This is a genomic window from Thermoactinospora rubra, assembly GCF_002093975.1.
Lineage (GTDB): Bacteria > Actinomycetota > Actinomycetes > Streptosporangiales > Streptosporangiaceae > Nonomuraea > Nonomuraea rubra_A.
This window is the reverse complement of the sequence record NZ_KZ084328.1, coordinates 33,742-53,458: the sequence shown is the minus strand read 5'-3', so window position 1 is coordinate 53,458 and position 19,717 is coordinate 33,742. Positions and strand designations below refer to the sequence as shown.

At 71.1% G+C, this 19,717-nt stretch carries 17 protein-coding genes; 12 read left to right on the top strand and 5 right to left on the bottom strand.

What is annotated here, in order from left to right; translation table 11 throughout:
- The first annotated feature begins 1 nt into the window (after nt 1).
- The 3 genes from secF to BSB02_RS07535 all read left to right on the top strand — a co-directional run bounded on the left by secF (nt 2) and on the right by BSB02_RS07535 (nt 3,958).
- On the top strand, nt 2–1,015 hold the full coding sequence (secF, locus tag BSB02_RS07545; RefSeq protein ID WP_084957973.1) for a protein translocase subunit SecF: 1,014 nt from the start codon (nt 2–4) through the stop codon (nt 1,013–1,015).
- A gap of 75 nt (nt 1,016–1,090) precedes the next feature.
- Nucleotides 1,091–1,609, top strand: a complete 519-nt coding sequence (locus tag BSB02_RS07540) for an adenine phosphoribosyltransferase (protein WP_084957972.1) — start codon at nt 1,091–1,093, stop codon at nt 1,607–1,609.
- A gap of 162 nt (nt 1,610–1,771) precedes the next feature.
- Nucleotides 1,772–3,958 (top strand): RelA/SpoT family protein, encoded by a 2,187-nt coding sequence (locus BSB02_RS07535; RefSeq protein WP_084957971.1) that lies wholly within the window; start codon nt 1,772–1,774, stop codon nt 3,956–3,958.
- 18 nt (nt 3,959–3,976) lie between these two features.
- On the opposite strand, the gene BSB02_RS07530 is transcribed toward BSB02_RS07535, so the two are convergent.
- Complete coding sequence (locus BSB02_RS07530; RefSeq protein WP_084957970.1) at nt 3,977–4,768, bottom strand: SAM-dependent methyltransferase; 792 nt, start codon at nt 4,766–4,768, stop codon at nt 3,977–3,979.
- A gap of 74 nt (nt 4,769–4,842) precedes the next feature.
- Here BSB02_RS07530 and BSB02_RS07525 point away from each other — a divergent pair, with 74 nt between their 5' ends.
- Complete coding sequence (locus BSB02_RS07525; RefSeq protein WP_084957969.1) at nt 4,843–6,162, top strand: MFS transporter; 1,320 nt, start codon at nt 4,843–4,845, stop codon at nt 6,160–6,162.
- Here the strand turns inward: BSB02_RS07525 and BSB02_RS07520 are convergent.
- Entirely contained in the window at nt 6,155–7,384 is a 1,230-nt protein-coding gene (locus tag BSB02_RS07520) for a DUF349 domain-containing protein (protein WP_084958133.1), read from the bottom strand. The two genes, BSB02_RS07525 and BSB02_RS07520, sit on opposite strands and share 8 nt — an antisense overlap.
- 58 nt (nt 7,385–7,442) lie before the next feature.
- Complete coding sequence (locus tag BSB02_RS07515) at nt 7,443–8,309, bottom strand: peptidylprolyl isomerase (RefSeq protein WP_240506254.1); 867 nt, start codon at nt 8,307–8,309, stop codon at nt 7,443–7,445.
- A gap of 130 nt (nt 8,310–8,439) precedes the next feature.
- Between BSB02_RS07515 and BSB02_RS07510 the strand changes: the two genes are divergently transcribed.
- Genes BSB02_RS07510 through aspS form a run of 3 tightly spaced genes read left to right on the top strand, consistent with a single transcriptional unit; the run spans nt 8,440 to nt 12,122 of the window.
- Nucleotides 8,440–9,120: an MBL fold metallo-hydrolase gene (locus BSB02_RS07510; protein ID WP_084958132.1), complete on the top strand. Its 681-nt coding sequence runs from the start codon at nt 8,440–8,442 to the stop codon at nt 9,118–9,120.
- Nucleotides 9,121–10,380 (top strand): histidine--tRNA ligase, encoded by a 1,260-nt coding sequence (gene hisS / locus BSB02_RS07505; RefSeq protein WP_084957967.1) that lies wholly within the window; start codon nt 9,121–9,123, stop codon nt 10,378–10,380. It begins immediately after the preceding gene.
- Nucleotides 10,377–12,122 carry an aspartate--tRNA ligase gene (aspS, locus tag BSB02_RS07500; RefSeq protein ID WP_084957966.1) on the top strand — a complete coding sequence of 582 codons (1,746 nt, stop codon included), beginning with the start codon at nt 10,377–10,379 and terminating at the stop codon, nt 12,120–12,122. The genes hisS and aspS overlap by 4 nt, the downstream gene beginning before the upstream one ends.
- Before the next feature lie 66 nt (nt 12,123–12,188).
- On the opposite strand, the gene BSB02_RS07495 is transcribed toward aspS, so the two are convergent.
- Nucleotides 12,189–13,382 carry a cytochrome P450 family protein gene (locus tag BSB02_RS07495; RefSeq protein ID WP_084957965.1) on the bottom strand — a complete coding sequence of 398 codons (1,194 nt, stop codon included), beginning with the start codon at nt 13,380–13,382 and terminating at the stop codon, nt 12,189–12,191.
- 24 nt (nt 13,383–13,406) lie between these two features.
- Nucleotides 13,407–14,309, bottom strand: a complete 903-nt coding sequence (locus BSB02_RS07490) for a peptidylprolyl isomerase (RefSeq protein ID WP_084957964.1) — start codon at nt 14,307–14,309, stop codon at nt 13,407–13,409.
- A 155-nt stretch (nt 14,310–14,464) separates the two neighbouring features.
- Here BSB02_RS07490 and BSB02_RS07485 point away from each other — a divergent pair, with 155 nt between their 5' ends.
- The 5 genes from BSB02_RS07485 to alaS all read left to right on the top strand — a co-directional run bounded on the left by BSB02_RS07485 (nt 14,465) and on the right by alaS (nt 19,717).
- Nucleotides 14,465–14,917 carry a DUF2231 domain-containing protein gene (locus BSB02_RS07485; protein ID WP_084958131.1) on the top strand — a complete coding sequence of 151 codons (453 nt, stop codon included), beginning with the start codon at nt 14,465–14,467 and terminating at the stop codon, nt 14,915–14,917.
- A gap of 69 nt (nt 14,918–14,986) precedes the next feature.
- Nucleotides 14,987–16,228 carry a replication-associated recombination protein A gene (locus BSB02_RS07480; protein WP_476756178.1) on the top strand — a complete coding sequence of 414 codons (1,242 nt, stop codon included), beginning with the start codon at nt 14,987–14,989 and terminating at the stop codon, nt 16,226–16,228.
- A gap of 197 nt (nt 16,229–16,425) precedes the next feature.
- The gene (locus tag BSB02_RS07475) at nt 16,426–16,806 is read left to right on the top strand and encodes a DUF948 domain-containing protein (RefSeq protein ID WP_084957962.1); all 381 of its coding nucleotides are present in this window, start codon (nt 16,426–16,428) and stop codon (nt 16,804–16,806) included.
- Nucleotides 16,803–17,024 carry a hypothetical protein gene (locus tag BSB02_RS07470; protein WP_084957961.1) on the top strand — a complete coding sequence of 74 codons (222 nt, stop codon included), beginning with the start codon at nt 16,803–16,805 and terminating at the stop codon, nt 17,022–17,024. Before BSB02_RS07475 ends, BSB02_RS07470 begins: the two co-directional genes overlap by 4 nt.
- A gap of 20 nt (nt 17,025–17,044) precedes the next feature.
- Entirely contained in the window at nt 17,045–19,717 is a 2,673-nt protein-coding gene (alaS, locus tag BSB02_RS07465; RefSeq protein WP_084957960.1) for an alanine--tRNA ligase, read from the top strand.

Sequence of the window (19,717 nt, the reverse complement as noted above, 5' to 3'; positions counted from 1 at the left end):
CATGGGACTCGGGCGTCGCCTCTACCGCGGCGAGATCGACGTTGACTTCGTCGGCAGGCGGAAGCTGTGGTACGGCCTGTCGGCCTTCCTGATCGTGTTCTCCATCGCCGGCCTGATCTTCAGCGCGGCGGTCCACGGCAGCCCACTGAACCTGGGCGTGGAGTTCAGGGGCGGTTCGGTCTTCACCTTCAAGGCCCCCGGCGCCACCATCGAGCAGGTCCGCGGCACCTTCAGCGACGAGGGCGTGCACCAGCCCATCGTGCAGTCCGTCGGCACCGACGGCGGCTGGCGCGTGACCACCGAGCCGCTGCCGGAGGCCGGCAGGGACAAGGTGCAGCAGGCCATCGTCCAGGACTTCCGGGTGCCCGAGCAGAGCATCAGCATCCAGGCGATCGGCGCGTCCTGGGGCGGCGAGGTCGCCACCAAGGCGTGGATCGGCCTGGGCGTGTTCATGCTCGCGATCATCTTGTACCTGAGCCTGGCGTTCGAGCCGAAGATGGCCCTGTCGGCCATCGTGGCGCTGCTCCACGACCTGATCATCACGGCCGGCATCTACGCCTGGTCGGGCTTCGAGGTCACCCCGGCGACGCTGCTGGGCTTCCTGACGATCCTGGGCTACTCGCTCTACGACGCCGTCGTGGTGTTCGACATGATCAAGGAGGTCACGGCCAAGCTCGGCACGGGCAGCAAGAAGACCTACACCCAGGCGGCCAACGACGCGCTCAACCACACGCTGATCAGGTCGCTGAACACCTCGCTGGTGGCCATCCTGCCGGTCGCCGCGATCCTGTTCATCGGCACCACGCTGCTGGGCGCCGGCACGCTGAAGGACCTGTCGCTCGCGCTGTTCGTGGGCATGCTGGTGGGCACCTACTCCTCGCTGTGCGTGGCCACGCCGCTGCTGGTCACGCTCAAGGAGCGGGAGCCGAAGTACCAGGCCATCGCCCGCCGCCTGGCCGCCACGCAGGGCGGCGGGAAGGCCAAGGGCGGCAAGGCGGCCGTGGCCAAGGGCTAGAAAAGGCGCAGGCACCCGTACGATGCCTCCGTCCCCGTCGATGGGGCGGAGGCGTCGCCGTACCAGAGGATGGCCATGACCGACCTGCAGACGCTGATCCTGGACCGGATCCGCGACATCCCCGACTATCCCAAGCCCGGAGTGATCTTCAAGGACATCACCCCGCTCCTGGCCGACCACGAGGCGTTCGCGGCCGTGGTGGAGGAGCTGGCCGGGCTGCGCGAGGTGGACAAGATCGCCGGGATCGAGGCGAGGGGCTTCATCCTGGCCGCGCCGGTGGCCCTGCGGGCCGGGGCCGGGTTCGTGCCGGTGCGGAAGAAGGGCAAGCTGCCTTACGAGACGCTCGAGGCGTCCTACGATCTGGAGTACGGCTCGGCCTCCATCGAGGTCCACCGCGACGCCTTCCGCCCCGGCGACCGCGTCCTGATCGTCGACGACGTCCTGGCGACCGGCGGCACCGCGCGGGCGGCGGTGGAGCTGCTGCGCAGGGCGGGTGCCGACGTGGCCGGCGTGGCCGTGCTGATGGAGCTGTCGTTCCTGCGCGGGCGCGAGCGGCTGGCCGGAGTCGGCCTCCACTCCCTGGTGACCGTCTGACGCTGGATACACTGGGGAATCTGGACTCGGACCAAAGGAGTCTGTGTGCCCCGTGATGTGGCCGCACCAGAGGTGACCGACGCGGCGAACGCGAGCGCCGAGACCCGCGACGCCGCGCCGGGCAGTCCTCCGGCGCGCCGGCGAAGGTTTGGGGGTGGGGCCATGAATCCGGTGCTCGAACCGCTGTTCCGCACCGTCCGCGCCACCCACCCCAAGGCCGACCTGCGCCTGATCCAGCGCGCCTACGAGGTCGCCGCCCACCACCACCGCGACCAGAAGCGCAAGAGCGGCGACCCCTACATCACCCACCCGCTCGCGGTCGCCACGATCCTGGCCGAGCTCGGCACCGACGACGAGACGCTGTGCGCGGCGCTGCTGCACGACACGGTCGAGGACACCGCCTACAGCCTGGAGGAGCTGCGCGCCGACTTCGGCGACACCATCGCCAACCTGGTCGACGGGGTCACCAAGCTCGACAAGGTCAAGTTCGGCGACGCCGCGCAGGCCGAGACCGTGCGCAAGATGGTCATCGCGATGTCGCGCGACATCCGGGTGCTGATCATCAAGCTGGCAGACCGGCTGCACAACATGCGCACGATGCGCTACCTGCCCGAGCACAAGCGGCAGCAGAAGTCGCGCGAGACGCTGGAGATCTTCGCCCCGCTGGCCCACCGCCTGGGCATGAACACCATCAAGTGGGAGCTTGAGGACCTGGCGTTCGCGATGCTCTACCCCAAGCGGTATGACGAGATCGCCCGCATGGTCTCCGAGCGCGCCCCCCGCCGGGACCTGTTCCTGCAGGAGGTCATCGAGAAGGTCTCCGCCGACCTGCGCGAGGCCAAGATCCGCGCGGTGGTGAAGGGCCGGCCCAAGCACTACTACTCGGTCTACCAGAAGATGATCGCCCGCGACGTGGCGTTCGACGACATCTACGACCTGGTGGGCATCCGGGTCCTGGTCGACACGGTGCGGGACTGCTATGCCGCGCTCGGAACGATCCACGCGCGGTGGAAGCCGGTGCCGGGCCGGTTCAAGGACTACATCGCGATGCCCAAGTTCAACATGTACCAGTCGCTGCACACCACGGTGATCGGCCCCGGGGGCAAGCCGGTGGAGCTGCAGATCCGCACCCACGCGATGCACCACAGGGCCGAGTACGGCGTGGCCGCGCACTGGAAGTACAAGGAGGAGGTCGGCTCCGGCGGGGCGGGCAAGGGCAAGCCCGGCAACGAGATGGCCTGGCTGCGCCAGCTGCTGGACTGGCAGAAGGAGACCTCCGACCCGGGCGAGTTCCTGGAGTCGCTGCGCTTCGACCTGTCGGTCAACGAGGTCTACGTCTTCACCCCCAAGGGCCGGGTGATCGACCTGCCCGAGGGCGCCACGCCGGTCGACTTCGCCTACGCCGTCCACACCGAGGTCGGCCACCGCTGCATCGGTGCCCGCGTCAACGGCCGGCTGGTGCCGCTGGAGTCCAAGCTCAACAACGGCGACACGGTGGAGATCTTCACCTCCAAGTCGCCCGACGCCGGGCCGTCGCGCGACTGGCTGAAGTTCGTCAAGTCGGGCCGGGCCCGCAACAAGATCCGCCAGTGGTTCTCCAAGGAGCGGCGCGAGACCGCGATCGAGGGCGGCAAGGAGGCCATCGGGCGGGCGATGCGCAAGCAGGGCCTGCCGATGCAGCGGCTGATGTCCGGCGAGGCGCTGCTGGCGCTGGCGCGCGATCTGCGCTACTCGGATGTGTCGGCGCTGTACGCGGCGGTGGGCGAGGGCCACATCTCCGCCCAGTCGGTCGTGCAGAAGCTCGTGGCGTCCATAGGCGGCGTGGAGAGCGTCGAGGAGGACATCGCCGAGACCGCGGTCCCCACGCGCCTCAGAGGCCGTCCCAGGGGCGGCGGGGCCGGTGTGGTGGTGGCCGGCGACCCCGACGTGTGGGTGCGGCTGTCGAAGTGCTGCACGCCGGTGCCGGGCGACCAGATCGTCGGGTTCGTCACGCGGGGGCACGGCGTGTCGGTGCACCGGGCGGACTGCACCAACATCCAGCAGCTGAAGGCGCAGCCCGACCGGCTGGTGGAGGTGAGCTGGTCGCCCGGCGAGGACTCGGTCTTCCTCGTGGCGATCCAGGTGGAGGCGCTGGACCGGCCGCGGCTGCTGTCCGACGTCACGCGCACGTTGTCCGACCAGCACGTCAACATCCTGTCCGCGTCGGTGACGACCTCGCGCGACCGGGTGGCGATCAGCAGGTTCACCTTCGAGATGGGCGACCCCAAGCACCTGGGGCACGTGCTGAAGGCGGTGCGCAGCATCCAGGGCGTGTTCGACGTCTACCGGGTCAGCGGCGCGGGCGGCTGACCCGTCTCACCGGGCTCCTCAGGCGGGCTTGCGGCCCACCGCGCACAGGTGGTAGTCGCCGATGCCGCGGTAGGGGACGTGGACGGGGTCCTCCTCGGGCCGCCATTCCATGATGTTGACGATGCCGGGCTCCAGCAGCTCCAGCCCGGCCGTGAACCGCTCGAAGGCGGGCCTGCGCCGGGCGATGAAGGGGGAGGAGGCCCGCTGGTAGACCGCCTCGACGTCGGGCGCCACCGACGGCCTGGCGTCCGGGGCGACGTGGCTGAGCACGAGGTAGCCGCCCGCCGGCAGCCTGTCGCGGAGGCGGCGCATGATGCCCTCGGGGTCCTCCTCGTCGGTGACGAAGTGCAGCACCGACACGACGAGCACGGCCATGGGCCGGCCGGGGTCCAGGACCTCCAGCACCTGCTCCATGAGCTCCTCCGGCTTGCGCAGGTCGCCCAGCTGCACCCACACCCGGTCGGAGTCGCGTAGCAGCGCCCGCGAGTGGGTCAGCACCACCGGGTCGTTGTCGACGTAGACCACCTTGGCGTCGCCCACGGCCTCGTGGACGTGCCCGGCCGTGGGCAGGCCGGAGCCGATGTCGACGAACTGGTCCACCCCCAGCTTCCGCAGCTCGCGCACCGCCCGGCGCAGGAAGGCGCGGGTGGCGACCGCCCCCTCCCGGATCTCGGGCACCAGGGCGAGCACGCGCTCGGCGGCTTCGCGGTCGGCCTCGAAGTTGTCCTTTCCGCCCAGGTAGTAGTCGTACATGCGGGCCACGTTCGGGATCGCGGGGTTGATCCCGGCCGGCGGACGGTGCTGCGACATTGGTCCTCTTTATCTGGCAACGTGTTGCTTTGGACCATAGACGATCTCCGCCGGAGTTGCGATCATCGCTTGCTATGACCCGCCGACTCCTCGGACTCGACCTGGCCCCGGGCTACACCAAGGGCAACCTGTGGTCGGGCTTCACCCTCGGACTGCTCGGAACGTCCGTCATCACCTTCCTGCCGGCCGCCCAGCCGTACGTGCTCACCGAGATCCTGGGGCTGGCGGCCGACACGCAGGGCCGGGTGACCGGCCACCTGCAGATCGCGGCCGAGGTGGGGCTGATCGCGAGCCTGGCGTGGTACGGCGCGCTGTCCGACCGGGTGGGCAGGCGGGCCGTCGCCGTGGCCGGCCTGGCGCTGTGCGCGCTGGGAGCCGCCCTGTACCCCTACGCGGGCGGCGAGGCCGTCCTCATCGCGCTGCGGGTGCTGTTCGCGCTCGGCATCGCCGCCCTGCACGTGACCATGTCGGCCATCGTGGTGGACTACGTCCGCGACCACTCGCGCGGCAAGTCCTACGGCCTGCTGGGACTGTTCAGCGGCATCGGCGCGGTCGTCTCGGTGCTCGTGCTGGTGCGGCTGCCCACCGTCCTGGAGCGCGGCGGCATGTCCCCCGAGGCCGCCGGGCGGACCGGCTTCCTCATCGTGGCGGCGCTCACGCTGCTCGGCGCGCTGGTCCTGCGCTTCACGCTCTCGCCGTCCTGGAGCGCCCGGAGCGAGCCGCGCGTCAGGCTCACCACCCTGGTCGCCCAGGGCGTCAAGCTGGCCCGCGACCCCGGCGTGGCGCTGTCCTACGCCGCCTCCTTCGTGGCCAGGGCGGACCTGGCGCTGGTGGCCAGCTTCCTGTCGCTGTGGATCGCCGACCACGCCAGGACCGAGCGCGGCATGTCGGCCACCGAGGCCGTGGCCCGCGCGGGCGCCGTCGTCGGCATCGCCTACACCGTCATCGTCCTGGGCGCCCCGCTGTACGGCTGGCTCGGCGACCGGATGAAGCGCCAGAACGTCGTCATCCTCGCCCAGGCGGTCGCCGCGGCGGCCTACCTGTCGACCCTGCTGGTCGGCGACCCCCTCGGGCCCGGCATGATGATCGTGGCGGCCTTCATCGGGCTGGGCGAGATCGGCGTCATCACCACCGCGGGCCCGCTGCTCGCGCAGCAGGTGCCGGCCCGCTACCGCGGCTCCAGCTTCGGCGTGCAGATCCTGTGCGGCGCGATCGGCATCTTCGTCGTCTCAGGCGTCGGCGGCTGGCTGTACGACCTGTGGCGCCCGGCCGCGCCGTTCGCGCTGTCCGGCGCGTGCGGGCTGCTCGTGGTGCTGTTCGGCCTGGCCGTACGGCGGCGCGTGGTCCCGCACCCCGAAGCAGACGAGGAGCGGGAACCGGCGGGCCTCAGCTGAACTCGGCGAGCGTGCGCTCGGCCTCCTCCAGCCAGGAGCGCCGGGCCGCGATCGCCTCCTCGGCCTCCCTGACGTCCTTGGCCCGCCCGGCCGCCTGCGCCTTGGCCAGGCGGTCCTCCAACTGGGCGATGGAGGCCCGCAGCTGGTCGACCGTGCTCTGCGCGCGGGCGCGGGCCTCGGGGTTGGAGCGCTTCCACTCCGCCTCCTCGGCCTTGCGCACGGCCTCGTCGATCCGCCGCAGCCCGCCCTCGAGCCGGTCGCGCTGGTCGCGCGGCACGGGACCGATGGCCTCCCACCGCTCCAGCACCGACCGCAGCGCCGCCCGGGCGGCCCGCACGTCGGTGACGGGCAGGATCTTCTCGGCCTCGGCCAGCAGCTGCTCCTTGGCCGTGGCGTTGGCCGCCAGCGAGGCGTCGCGCTGGGCGTAGACCGCCGAGCGGGCCTGGAAGAACTGGTCCTGGGCGGCCTTGAAGCGCGCCCACAGCTCCTCCTCCGCCTCGCGCGAGGCCCGGCCGGCCGCCTTCCAGCGCTGCATCAGGTCACGGTAGGCGGCGGCGGTCTGGTTCCAGTCGGTGGAGGAGGCCAGCTCCTCGGCCTCCTCGACGATGCCCTCCTTGACCGCGCGCACGCTCTCGCGCTGCTGGTCCAGGCCCGCGAAGTAGGCCTTGCGCCGCTTGGCGAAAGCCGTACGGGCCGCCGACAGCCGCTTCCACAGCGCCGCCTCGGTGACGCGGTCGGCGCGCTCGGCGGCCTTCCACTCCTCCACCAGCTGGCGCAGGCGCTCGCCGCCCGACTTCCAGTGGGTGGTCTCCTCGGCGATGCGCTCGGCCTCGGCGACGATGCGCTCCTTGACCGCCCTGGCCTCGTTGCGCGCCTGCTCGCGCGCGGCCCTGACCTCCTCGCGGCGCTTGGCCACCAGCTCCGACAGCGCGTCCAGCTGGGCCGACAGCGCGCCCAGGTCGCCCACGGCGTGCGCGTCGGCCACCGCCTCCCGCAGCTTGAGAATGCTCGCCTCGGCCTGTGCGGGGGACAGGTCGGTGCCCTTGACGCGCTGCTCCAGCAGCTGGACCTGGCCGGCCAGCTCGTCGTACTTGCGGTGGAAGTACGCCAGCGCCTCCTCGGGCTCTCCGGCCTTCCAGGAGCCGACGGCCCGCTCCCCATCAGCCGTACGCACGTAGACGGTGCCGTCGTCGTCTACCCGGCCCCACGGGTCGGTGCTCACCGTGTCCTCCCGCACTTTCCTCAACCTTTCGGGACTACCCGTCCCTAGTGCTATTACGTCAGCTCTTGCCAGCCATTGTCACGTCTTCGAATTCGACGCTCTCCTTGGGCGCGCCCGTCCCGTCGGGACCGGGCGTGAGGACGCCCGCCTTGTTGACCTTGTCCAGGATGTCCAGGCCCTTCGTGATCGTACCGACAAGGGTGTACTCGGCGGGAAGGATTGGGATGTCGCCGTACACCAGGAAGAACTGGCTGCCCGTGGTGCCGGGCTGGGAGGTCTTGGCCATCGCCATCACGCCGCGCTTGTAGGTCGCGCCCTCCAGGTTCTCCTCCGCCATGCGGAAGCCCGGCCCGCCCTGCCCGTCGGTCTGGCTCTTGCCGTCGGCCTTGGCCAGCGGGTCGCCGCACTGCAGCATGGGGAACTGCTCGCTGCCCAGCCGGTGGCACTTGCTGCCGTCGTAGTAGCCCTCCTTGGCCAGGTACGCCAGCGCGTTGACCGTGCACGGCGCCTTGGCGGAGTCGAGCTTGACGACGATGTCGCCGCGGTTGGTCTTGATCGTCATGGTCGTGGGCAGCTTGGCCGGGTCCACCTTGGCAGGCGGCATGCCGACGTCCTTGACCTCGCCGGCGGTGTCGGCGACGTAGTCGCAGGTGCCGGTCGCGGCGTCGAACGGCTTGGGCCCCGCCGCCGCGGTCGCGGTGTCGGTGGCGGCGGGCGTCGGATCGCTGGACGCCTCAGAATCCTTGGCGTTGCCCCCGATCAGGGCCGTCGCGGCCACGATGCCGCCCACCACCACGACCACGCCCACGGTCGACAGCACGACGGCCCGCTTCTTGGCCCTCTGCTCACGCTCCGCGCGCCGCTGCATCTGCCGCTCGTAGTGCTTGCGCGCCAGTTCGCGCTGGCGGTCCTTCCCCGTGGCCACCGCTTTGCCTCCCGGATCGACTATGTAAACGAGGTGGGCGAATCGTATCGGCCAACGGGCAATGGTTCGCAGCCCGGCGAGCCGCACCGGTACCCTTCGGTTACATTCCCATTGGCTTTTTGGACGAGAGATGCTCATCGCAGGCTTCCCCGCAGGGGCCTTTCAGACTAATTGCTACGTCGTCGCGCCGGGCGCCGGCGAGGAGTGCGTCATCGTCGACCCAGGTCAGGACGCCGCCGACGGGGTGGAGGAGCTGCTGAGGGAGCATCGGCTCAAGCCGGTCGCCGTCCTGCTGACCCACGGGCACCTCGACCACGTCTGGTCGGTCGCCCCCGTGTGCGGGGCGCGCGACATCCCCGCGTGGATCCACCCCGACGACCGGCATCTGCTCAGCGACCCCTCCGCGGGCTGGTGGCCGACGGCCACCCCGCTGTTCGGCGGCATCACGCTGAGCGAGCCCGACGACGTCAGGGAGCTCGGCGACGGCGCCGTGCTGGAGCTGGCCGGACTGGAGCTGGTGGTCGACCACACCCCCGGCCATACCAGGGGGTCGGTGAGCTTCCGGCTGCCCGACGAGGAGATCATGTTCTCGGGCGACCTGCTGTTCGCCGGCTCCATCGGCCGCACCGACCTGCCCGGGGGCGACTACCCGACGATCCTGCGCAGCCTGGCCGCCAAGGTGCTGCCGCTGCCGGACCGGACGGTCGTCCTGCCGGGCCACGGACCGCAGACCACGGTCGGCCGCGAGCGCGCCGCCAATCCCTACCTGAAGGAAGCGGCGCCGCTGGCCGGCCCCACGAGGGGTATCTGAATGACTTTCCAAGCACCGAAGGGCACCTTCGACTGGCTGCCGCCCCGCTCGGAGCGCGTCCTCGCCGTGCGCGAGGCGCTCGTCCAGCCGGTACGGCAGGCCGGCTACGGCTACATCGAGACGCCGACGTTCGAGGACACCGAGCTGTTCAAACGCGGGGTCGGCGAATCCACCGACGTCGTGACGAAGGAGATGTACACCTTCCTCGACAAGGGCGGACGGTCCATCACCCTGCGCCCGGAGGGGACCGCGCCCGTGGTGCGCGCCGTGCTCCAGCACGGGCTGCACAACGGGCAGCTGCCGGTCAAGCTGTGGTACTCCGGCAGCCAGTTTCGCTACGAGCGCGCCCAGAAGGGCCGCTACCGCCACTTCTGGCAGGTGGGCGCCGAGGCGCTGGGCGCCGAGGACCCGGCGCTCGACGCCGAGCTGATCCTGCTGGCCTGGCAGGGCTACCAGAGCCTGGGCCTGCGGCGGGTGGAGCTGCTGATCAACTCGCTCGGCGACCGGGAGTGCCGTCCGGCCTATCGCGGCACGCTGCAGGAGTTCCTGCGCGGTCTCGACCTGGATGAGGAGACCCGGCGGCGCATCGAGATCAACCCGTTGCGCGTGCTGGACGACAAGCGGCCCGAGGTGCAGGCCCAGCTGGGGGACGCGCCGCTGATGGTCGACCACCTGTGTGAGGCGTGCAAGGCCTACCACGAGGAGGTCCGCTCCCTGCTCGCCGCGGCGGGCGTGCCCTACACCGACGAGCCGCGGCTGGTGCGCGGCCTGGACTACTACACGCGCACCACCTTCGAGTTCGTCCACGGCGGGCTGGGCTCGCAGTCGGCGGTCGGCGGCGGTGGCCGCTACGACGGCCTCAGCGAGCTGATCGGCGGCCCGTCGCTGCCCAGCGTGGGATGGGCCCTCGGCGTGGACCGCACGCTGCTGGCGATGGAGGCCGAGGGCCTGCTCGACGACACCGGCGAGGGCCGCGTGGCGGTGTACGGTGTCCCGCTGGGCGAGGAAGCCCGCCGCCGGATGTTCCTCCTCATGGCCGAGCTGCGCCGGGCGGGCGTCAGCGCCGACATGGCCTTCGGCGGTAAGGGGCTCAAGGGCGCGATGAAGGGCGCCGACCGCTCGGGCGCGCGCTTCGCGCTCATCCTGGGCGAGCGCGACCTGGCGGCGCGAGCCGTACAACTGAAGGACCTGACCACCGCAGAGCAGACCGAGGTGCCGCTGGCCCAGGTCGTGGAGATCGTGAAAGGAAAGCTGTCGTGATTCGCACGCACACCGCTGGGTCACTCCGCAAGGAGCACACGGGTCAGCAGGTCACGCTGGCCGGATGGGTGGCGCGGCGGCGCGACCACGGCGGCGTGGTCTTCATCGACCTGCGTGACGCCTCCGGCGTGGCGCAGGTGGTCTTCCGCGAGGAGGACCACGCCCACGACCTGCGCGCCGAATACTGCGTCAAGGTCGTCGGCGAGGTACGGCGGCGCCCGGCCGGCAACGAGAACCCCGACCTGCCCACCGGCGAGATCGAGGTCGTGGCCAGCGAGGTCGAGGTGCTGAGCGAGTCGGCGCCGCTGCCGTTCCCGATCGAGAGCCGGGTGGACGTCAGCGAGGAGGTGCGGCTGAAGTACCGCTACCTCGACATCCGCCGCCAGCAGATCGCCAACGCGATGCGCATCCGCTCCAAGGCGACCTACCTCACCAACGAGGTGATGAACGAGCTGGGCTTCGTCTACGTCGAGACCCCGACGCTGACCCGCTCCACCCCCGAGGGCGCGCGCGACTTCCTGGTGCCGGTGCGGCTGCAGCCGGGCAACTGGTACGCCCTGCCGCAGTCGCCCCAGCTGTTCAAGCAGCTGCTGCAGGTGGCCGGGCTGGAGCGCTACTACCAGCTGGCCAAGTGCTACCGCGACGAGGACCTGCGCGCCGACCGGCAGCCGGAGTTCACCCAGATCGACATCGAGATGTCCTTCGTCGACCAGGAGGACGTCATCGAGGTCGCCGAGCGGCTCGTCGCGCGGCTGTGGAAGGAGATCGCCGGCTACGAGCTGCCCACGCCGCTGCCCAGGCTCACCTACGCCGAGGCGATGGCCCGCTACGGCTCCGACAAGCCCGACCTGCGCTTCGGCCAGGAGCTGGTCGACATGACCGAGTACTTCTCGGCCACGAGCTTCCGCGTCTTCCAGGCCGAGTACGTCGGCGCGGTCGTCATGCCGGGCGGCGCCTCCCAGACGCGCAAGGAGCTCGACGCCTGGCAGGAGTGGGCGCGCTCGCGCGGCGCGAAGGGCCTGGCGTACGTGCTGGTCCAGCAGGACGGCACGCTCGGCGGCCCGGTCGCCAAGAACCTCTCCGACACCGAGCTGTCGGGCCTGGCCGCCAAGGTGGGCGCGCAGCCGGGTGATGCGATCTTCTTCGCCGCCGGCCTGCCGAACCCCTCCCGCGACCTGCTCGGCGCCGCCCGGCTGGAGATCGGCCGCCGCTGCGGCCTCATCGACGAGTCGCAGTGGAGCTTCCTGTGGGTCGTCGACGCCCCCATGTTCGAGCCCGTGCACGACGAGGTCGGCCGCGAGATCGGCTGGACGGCGGTCCACCATCCCTTCACCGGCCCCAAGCCGGAGTGGGCCGACACCTTCCAGGACAACCCCGGCCAGGCCCTGGCCTACGCCTACGACATGGTGTGCAACGGCAACGAGATCGGCGGCGGCTCGATCCGTATCCACCGGGCCGAGATGCAGCAGCGCGTCTTCGACGTGCTGGGCATCTCCAAGGAGGAGGCCGAGACCAAGTTCGGCTTCCTGCTGGAGGCCTTCAAGTACGGCCCGCCGCCGCACGGCGGCATCGCCTTCGGCTTCGACCGCATCTGCGCCCTGCTCGCGGGCGGCGAGTCGATCCGCGACGTGATCGCCTTCCCGAAGACCGCCTCCGGCTACGACCCGCTCACCGGCGCGCCCACCCCCATCACGCCCGAGCAGCGCAAGGAGGCCGGCGTCGACGCCCGGCCCAAGGCGTGACCGGCGACCGGCGGGCGCCTCGCCTGGCGGGGCGTCCGCCGGAGGGGGGCGGGTTTTGGGTGTGCGCTAGAAGCGGACCGGGAGGGCGGCCAGGCCGCGCACGACGGCGCCGTTGAAGCGCCAGCTCAGCTCGCGCGGCTCGACGGCCAGGCGGATGGCCGGGCGGCGGCGCAGCAGCGTCTCGAACGCGATCCGGCCCTCCACGCGGGCCAGCGGCGCGCCCAGGCAGAAGTGGATGCCGTGGCCGAAGGCCAGGTGCCGGTTGTCCTCCCGGGTGATGTCGAGCCGGTCGGGCTCGGGGAAGGCCCGCGGGTCGCGGTCGGCCGCCGCGATCGACACGTGGACGAACGAGCCCTTCGGGATGGTGGTCCCGGCGACGTCGATGTCCTCCAGGGCGATGCGGAAGGTGCCGCGCTCGACGGGGGCGTCGAAGCGCAAGAACTCCTCCACGGCGCTCGGCAGGAGCTCGGGCCGCTCCCGCAGCAGGGCCAGCTGGCCGGGATGGGTCAGCAGGGCCAGCATGCCGTTGCCGATGAGGTTGACCGTGGTCTCGTGGCCGGCGATGAGCAGCAGCACCAGCGTCGACAGCAGCTCGTTCTCGTTCAGGTCGGGTGAGGTGGCCAGCGCGGTGACCAGGTCGTCCCTGGGGTCGGCGCGGCGCAGGGCGATCTGGCGGGTGAAGTACTCGCGCACGGCGGCGTTGGCCTCGTGGCGCCGGGCGGCCTCCTCCTCGCTGAGGGCGGGGGCGATGAGCGTCCCCGACCACTCGCGGAAGCTCGCGCGGTCGGCCGTCGGCACGCCCAGCAGCTCGCAGATCACGATGATCGGCAGCGGGAAGGCGAAGGCGTCGATGAGGTCGGCCTCGTCCTCGGGCAGGGCGTCGACGAGCTCGTCGGTGATCTGCTGGATGCGCGGCCGCAGCTGCTCGACGCGGCGCGGGGTGAAGGCCTTGCCCACCGCCTTGCGCAGCCGGGTGTGGTCCGGAGGGTCGGACATCAGCATGTTGTAGGCCAGCACCGGGTTGCCGGCGGAGACCATGTCGCGGAACCACTCGGGCCCGTTGCCCAGGTCCTTGCTGAGCCGCGGGTCGCCCAGCAGCGAGCGGCCGTACTCGTAGTCGAGCACCAGGTAGGCGCTGCTGCCCGGCGGGAAGTCGATGGGATGGACGGGGCCTTTGTCCCGGAGCCCGGCGTAGGCGCTGTAGGGGTCGGCGCCGAACTCCGGGGAGAAGTAGAACTCGAAGGGCAGAGTCTCAGTCACGCCTCCACTCTGCCTCCCCGGCGATCACTTCGTGCTGAGCCGTACGTCCTTGATGACGATCGGGAGCCTGGGCGCGGTGGAGCCGCCCTCGGTGCCGGTGACGTCGTTGGGGTTCTCGATGACGCCCTGGTCGGCGACCTGGTAGATCCACTCCAGGCCCTTGGTGACCATGCCGAGCGGGATGTAGCCCTCGGGCAGGGTGGCGTTGATGTCGTCCAGGGAGACGGCGAACTGGCTGCTGCTCATGTTCGTCGCCTCCTGGCCGGGCTGGGTCATGAAGACCACGCCCTTGGTGTAGGCCACCGTGCCGATGGCCTCGTCGGGGATGAAGTAGCCCGCGGTGCCGGTGCCGTCGGTGGGGTTCTTGCCGTCGCCCTTGGCCTGCGGGTCGCCGCACTGCAGCAGGTACACGCCCGCGTGCTCCGGCTTGACCAGCCGGTGGCAGCGCGTGTTGTCGTAGAAGTTCTTCTTGGCCAGGAACGCCATGGAGTTGATCGTGCACGGCGTCGTCTGCGGGTCGAGCTCGATCTCGATGTCGCCGCGGTTGGTGACGACGGTCATCTTGGTGTACTTGGGGTTGGCCTTGCGAGGCGGCATGCCGACGAACTTCTTCGGCACGTCGGTGGTGTCCTTGGTGTAGTTGCAGGTCACCGGGCCCTTCCTGGCCGGTGGGTCGCTCGCCAGCGCGTTGGGCGCCTGCGTGGGGTCGGGCGTCGGGGTGACCGCCGCCCGCGCCGCCGGTTCCTTCGCGTCGCCGCCGGTCAGCGTGACGGCGGCCGTGACGCCGGCCGCCACCACCACGAGAGCCACGACGGCACCGATGACGGCGTTCCGCTTGCCCCGGGCGGCCTTCTCCTCGGCCGCGCGCTGCGCCTGACGCTTCTTGTGCTCCTGCGCCAGCTGGCTCAGGCGGTCTTCGCCGCTCACCGCTTCTCCTCCAGTTTCGCCGACACATGACCGAACTGCTTCGCGCATGCTACCGGCCGTTGGGATGTGCTGGACGTAAGTGACGGAAGGCGACAATGTGCATCACGGTTGTGATGCAGCCGGAACCGACGGCCCCGCAGATCCGTAAGGAAGACATGTTCGACGAAATCCTCGGCCTGCCCGCCCACCCCCTCATCGTCCACGCGGCCGTCGTGCTGACGCCGCTGCTGTGCCTGCTGGCGCTCGGCTACGCGCTGGCGCCCCGCTTCCGCCCCATGGCGGCCTGGGCCGTCGCCGCGCTGGCGGTGATCGTGCCCGCGACGGTCTTCGCGGCCAAGCAGAGCGGCGAGGCGCTGGAGCGGGCGCGCTTCGCCTCCGCGGACGGCGTGCTGGCCCAGCGCATCGAGGTCCACCAGAGCTTCGCCACGCCGTTGCTGTACGCCGCGCTCGGGCTGGGCGTCTCGGCGCTGCTCATGGTCTTCGCCGGCCGCCGCGACAAGCGCCTGCAGCTGGTGTTCTCGGCGACCACGGTGGTGCTGGCGGCGGTGGCCGGCTACTACGTCTTCCGCGCCGGCGACTCGGGAGCGAGGGCCGTGTGGGGACTGTAGTCTCGCGTTGTGGAGAGTCTGTTCGATTCCGCGGCTGAGGAGGCCACACCACAACCTCTCGCGGTCCGCATGCGGCCGCGCAGCCTCGACGAGGTGGTCGGCCAGCGCCACCTGCTGGGGCCGGGCACGCCGTTGCGCAGGCTCGTGGAGAGCGACGCGCCCATGTCGCTGTTCCTGTGGGGGCCGCCCGGCACCGGCAAGACGACCCTCGCCTACGTGGTGGCGGGGGTCACCAAACGCCGCTTCGTGGAGATCTCCGCCGTCTCGGCCGGCGTCAAGGACGTCCGCGCCGCCATCGACCACGCCCGCCGCGAGCTCGGCCTGACCGGCCGCCAGACCGTGCTGTTCGTCGACGAGGTCCACCGCTTCAACAAGGCCCAGCAGGACGCGCTGCTGCCCGCGGTGGAGAACCGCTGGGTCACCTTCATCGGCGCCACGACGGAGAACCCGTACTTCTCGGTCATCTCGCCGCTGCTGTCGCGCTCGCTGCTGCTGACGCTGGAGCCGCTGGCCGACGCCGACATCCAGGTCGTGATCGAGCGGGCCCTGGAGGACGAGCGCGGGCTGGCCGGGCGCGCGCGGCTGGCCCCCGAGGCCCTGGACCATCTGGTACGGCTGGCCGGCGGCGACGCCCGCCGGTCGCTGACCTACCTGGAGGCCGCCGCGCTGCTGGCCGACGAGATCACCGTCGAGGTGGTGGAACGGGCGGCCGACAAGGCGGCCGTCCGCTACGACCGGCAGGGCGACCAGCACTACGACGTGGTCAGCGCCTTCATCAAGTCCATGCGCGGTTCCGACGCCGACGCCGCCCTCCACTACCTGGCCAGGATGATCGAGGCGGGGGAGGACCCGCGGTTCATCGCCCGCCGCGTCGTCATCTTCGCCTCCGAGGACGTCGGCATGGCCGACCCCACGTGCCTGCAGACCGCCGTGGCCGCGGCGCAGGCCGTCCAGCTGATCGGGCTGCCCGAGGCCGGCATCAACCTGGCGCACGCGGTGATCCACTGCGCTACGGCCCCCAAGTCCAACGCCGTGGTCAAGGCCATCGGCGCCGCCACGGCCGACGTGCGCAGGGGGCTCATCGGCCAGGTGCCCGGCCACCTGCGCGACGCGCACTACCCCGGGGCCGCCGGGCTCGGCCACGGCGAGGGCTACAAGTACCCCCACGACTTCGAGCACGGCCTGGTCCGCCAGGACTACGCCCCCGCGGAGGTGCGCGAGCGCCGCTACTACCAGCCCACCCGGCACGGGGCCGAGGCGCCGGTGGCCGAGCGCTGGGCGAAGATCCGGTCGTTCCTGCGGGGGGAATGAGTGCGGCCGGTCCTGCAAGCACGGCCCCGCCTACGTCGCCCTGGAGGAGTCGCCCGACGTGGTGCGGGAGCCGTACGACAGGATGCGGCCCGGCCACTACGCCGCCTACCTGGAGAACGACGCCGGGTTCGAGGTGGAACTGGTCCGCTCGCGATAGGGTCTTGCTTCACCGCTGTCTACTGGGGACGGATCCGCTGATGCTTACCGCGGGAGAGGTCGCCGGCCTGGTCGCCGTCATCTTCTGGGCGATCCTCGTCGGCTTTCTTGCCATGGTGCTGCTCAAGCTCGCCCGGCTGCTGACCGAGACCACCAAGATGGTCTCCGACCTGGGCAAGCGCGTGGTGCCGCTGCTGGAGGACGTGTCGCTCACCGTCAACGAGACCAACCGCCAGCTGGTGGCGGTCGAGGCGATCGCCAAGGACATCAAGCAGGTCAGCGGCCACGCAGCCAAGGTGAGCGCGCTGACCCAGACGCTGTTCACCGGGCCGCTGGTGAAGCTGTCGGCGCTGCTGCACGGCATCGCCGCGGCGCTGAGGGCGCGCAAGACCCCGCGCGCGCTGCCCGGGCGGCGGCGATGATCAGGCGCCTGTTCTACATCGGCCTGGGCGCCGCCCTGGCCGTCTGGGTGATGCGCAAGCTCCAGGCCCTGCACCCGCAGCACGTCGCCCGGCGCACGGCCGATCGGGCGGTGAGCATGCTGGCTCAGGTGAGAGACTTTACTGCGACCGCGCTCGACGAGGCCGCCGAGCGCGAAAACGAGTTGCGGGCCCGTTTTAGGCTCGACACCACCGACTGACAGAAAAGGATGGCCGAGACATGGAGTCGGCAGAAATCGCGCGCCGCTTCCTGCGCTTCTTCGAGGAGCGCGGGCACAAGATCGTGCCCTCGGCCAGCCTGATCGCCGAAGACCCGACGCTGCTTCTGGTACCCGCGGGCATGGTCCCGTTCAAGCCGTACTTCCTGGGGCAGCGAAAGCCTCCGGCGGCACGGCTGGCCAGCGTGCAGAAGTGCGTGCGCACCCCCGACATCGACGAGGTGGGCAAGACCACCCGGCACGCGACGTTCTTCCAGATGCTGGGCAACTTCTCCTTCGGGGACTACTTCAAGGAAGGCGCGATCCCCTTCGCCTGGGAGCTGCTGACCCGCTCCGAGTCCGACGGCGGCTTCGGCTTCCCCGAGGACCGGCTGTGGGTGACGGTCTACCAGGACGACGACGAGGCGGCCGGCATCTGGCACAAGCAGGTCGGCGTCCCGCTGGAGCGCATCCAGCGGCGCGGCCTGGCCGACAACTACTGGCACATGGGCGTGCCGGGGCCGGGCGGACCCTGCTCGGAGATCTACTACGACCGCGGCCCCGAGTACGGCCGCGAGGGCGGGCCGGTCGCCGACGAGGACCGCTACCTCGAGGTGTGGAACCTCGTGTTCATGCAGTACCAGCTGAGCGCGGTGCGCAGCAAGACCGACTTCGACACCTCGGGCGAGCTGCCGGCCAAGAACATCGACACCGGCATGGGCCTGGAGCGCATGGCGGCGCTGCTCCAGGGCGTCGACAACATCTACGAGATCGACACCACCTACAAGATCCTCGACCGGGCGGCCGAGCTGACCCGCACCCGCTACGGCCGCGACCCGCGCGCCGACGTCAGCCTCCGGGTGATCGCCGACCACGTCCGCACCGGCACGATGCTGGTCGCCGACGGCGTGCTGCCCAGCAACGAGGGCCGCGGCTACGTGCTGCGCCGCATCCTGCGCCGCAGCATCCGCAACCTGCGCCTGCTCGGCACCGGCGACGAGCGCTACATGCACGAGCTGACCGCGGTCGCCATCGACGCGATGGGCGACACCTACCCCGAGCTCAGGAGCGACGCGCCGCAGATCCACGCCGTCATCGACGCGGAGGAGGCGTCCTTCCTGGGCACGCTGCGCACCGGCACGGCGATCTTCGACGTGGCGGTCGAGGAGACCAAGCGCAGGGGCGGCACCAAGCTCCCCGGCGAGCAGGCCTTCCAGCTCCACGACACCTACGGCTTCCCCATCGACCTGACCCTGGAGATGGCGGCCGAGCAGGGGCTGCAGGTGGACGAGGAGGGCTTCCGCCGGCTGATGAAGGAGCAGCGGGAGCGCGCCAAGGCCGACGCGGCGGCCAAGAAGACCGGCAACGCCGACATCTCGGTCTTCGGGCAGCTGCTGGAGCAGGCCGGCAAGGTCGACTTCCTCGGCTACGACACCACCAGCGCCGAGTCCGCGGTCATCGGCATCCTCGTCGACGGCCGGCCGGTCCCGGCGGCGGGCGCGGGCACCCAGGTCGAGGTCGTGCTGGGCCGCACCCCCTTCTACGCCGAGGGCGGCGGCCAGCTGGCCGACCAGGGCGTGCTGCGCGCCTCCGGCGCGCTGGTGGAGGTGCACGACGTGCAGTCGCCGCTGGGCGGCCTCATCGTGCACCGCGGCAAGGTCGCCAGTGGCGAGCTGAAGGTCGGCGACGAGGTGCAGGCCGAGGTCGACGTCGAGCGGCGCAAGGCCATCTCGCGCAGCCACAGCGCCACCCACATGGTCCACCGCGGCTTCAAGAACTTCCTCGGCGAGACCGCGGCCCAGGCGGGCTCGGAGAACTCGCCCGGCCGCTTCCGCTTCGACTTCACCGCGGCGGGCGCCGTGCCGCCGAGCGTCCTGCGCGACGTCGAGGACGAGGTCAACGCGGTGCTCATCGACGACCTGCAGGTCAACGCCTTCTACACCTCCCAGGCCGAGGCCCGGGCGATGGGCGCGCTGGCGATGTTCGGCGAGAAGTACGGCGACGAGGTCCGCGTCGTGGAGATCGGCGACTACTCCCGCGAGCTGTGCGGCGGCACCCACGTCCACAGCTCCGGCCAGCTGGGCCTCGTCAAGATCCTCGGCGAGCAGTCGGTCGGCGCGGGCGTGCGCCGCGTGGAGGCGCTGGTGGGCCTCGACGCCTTCCGCTTCCTGGCCCGCGAGTCGGTCCTGGTCGCCCAGCTCACCGACCAGCTCAAGGCGCGCCGCGAGGAGCTGCCCGAGCGCATCGAAGGCATCGTCACCCGCCTGCGCACCGCCGAGAAGGAGCTGGAGCGCCTGCGTTCGGCCCAGGTGCTCGCGGTCGCCGGCTCGCTGGTGGAGCAGGCCCGCGACGTGCACGGGGTGTCCCTCGTGACGCACCGCGCGCCTGATGGCACCGCCGCCGACGACCTGCGTAAGCTCGCCCTTGACGTGCGCGGCAGGTTCCCGTCCGACCGTCCGGCGGTGGTCGTCGTCGCCGGAGCCCCCTCCGACCGGCCGGTGGTCGTCGCCGCGGTCAACGAGGCGGGACGCGAGCGGGGGCTCAAGGCCGGGCAGCTGGTCGGCGTCGCCGCCAAGGCGCTTGGGGGTGGCGGTGGCGGCAAGGACGACGTCGCACAGGGCGGCGGCAGCAGGGTCGAGGCGATCGACGAGGCGTTGCGCCGGGTGGCCGAGGCCGTGGCCGGACAGCTGGGCTGA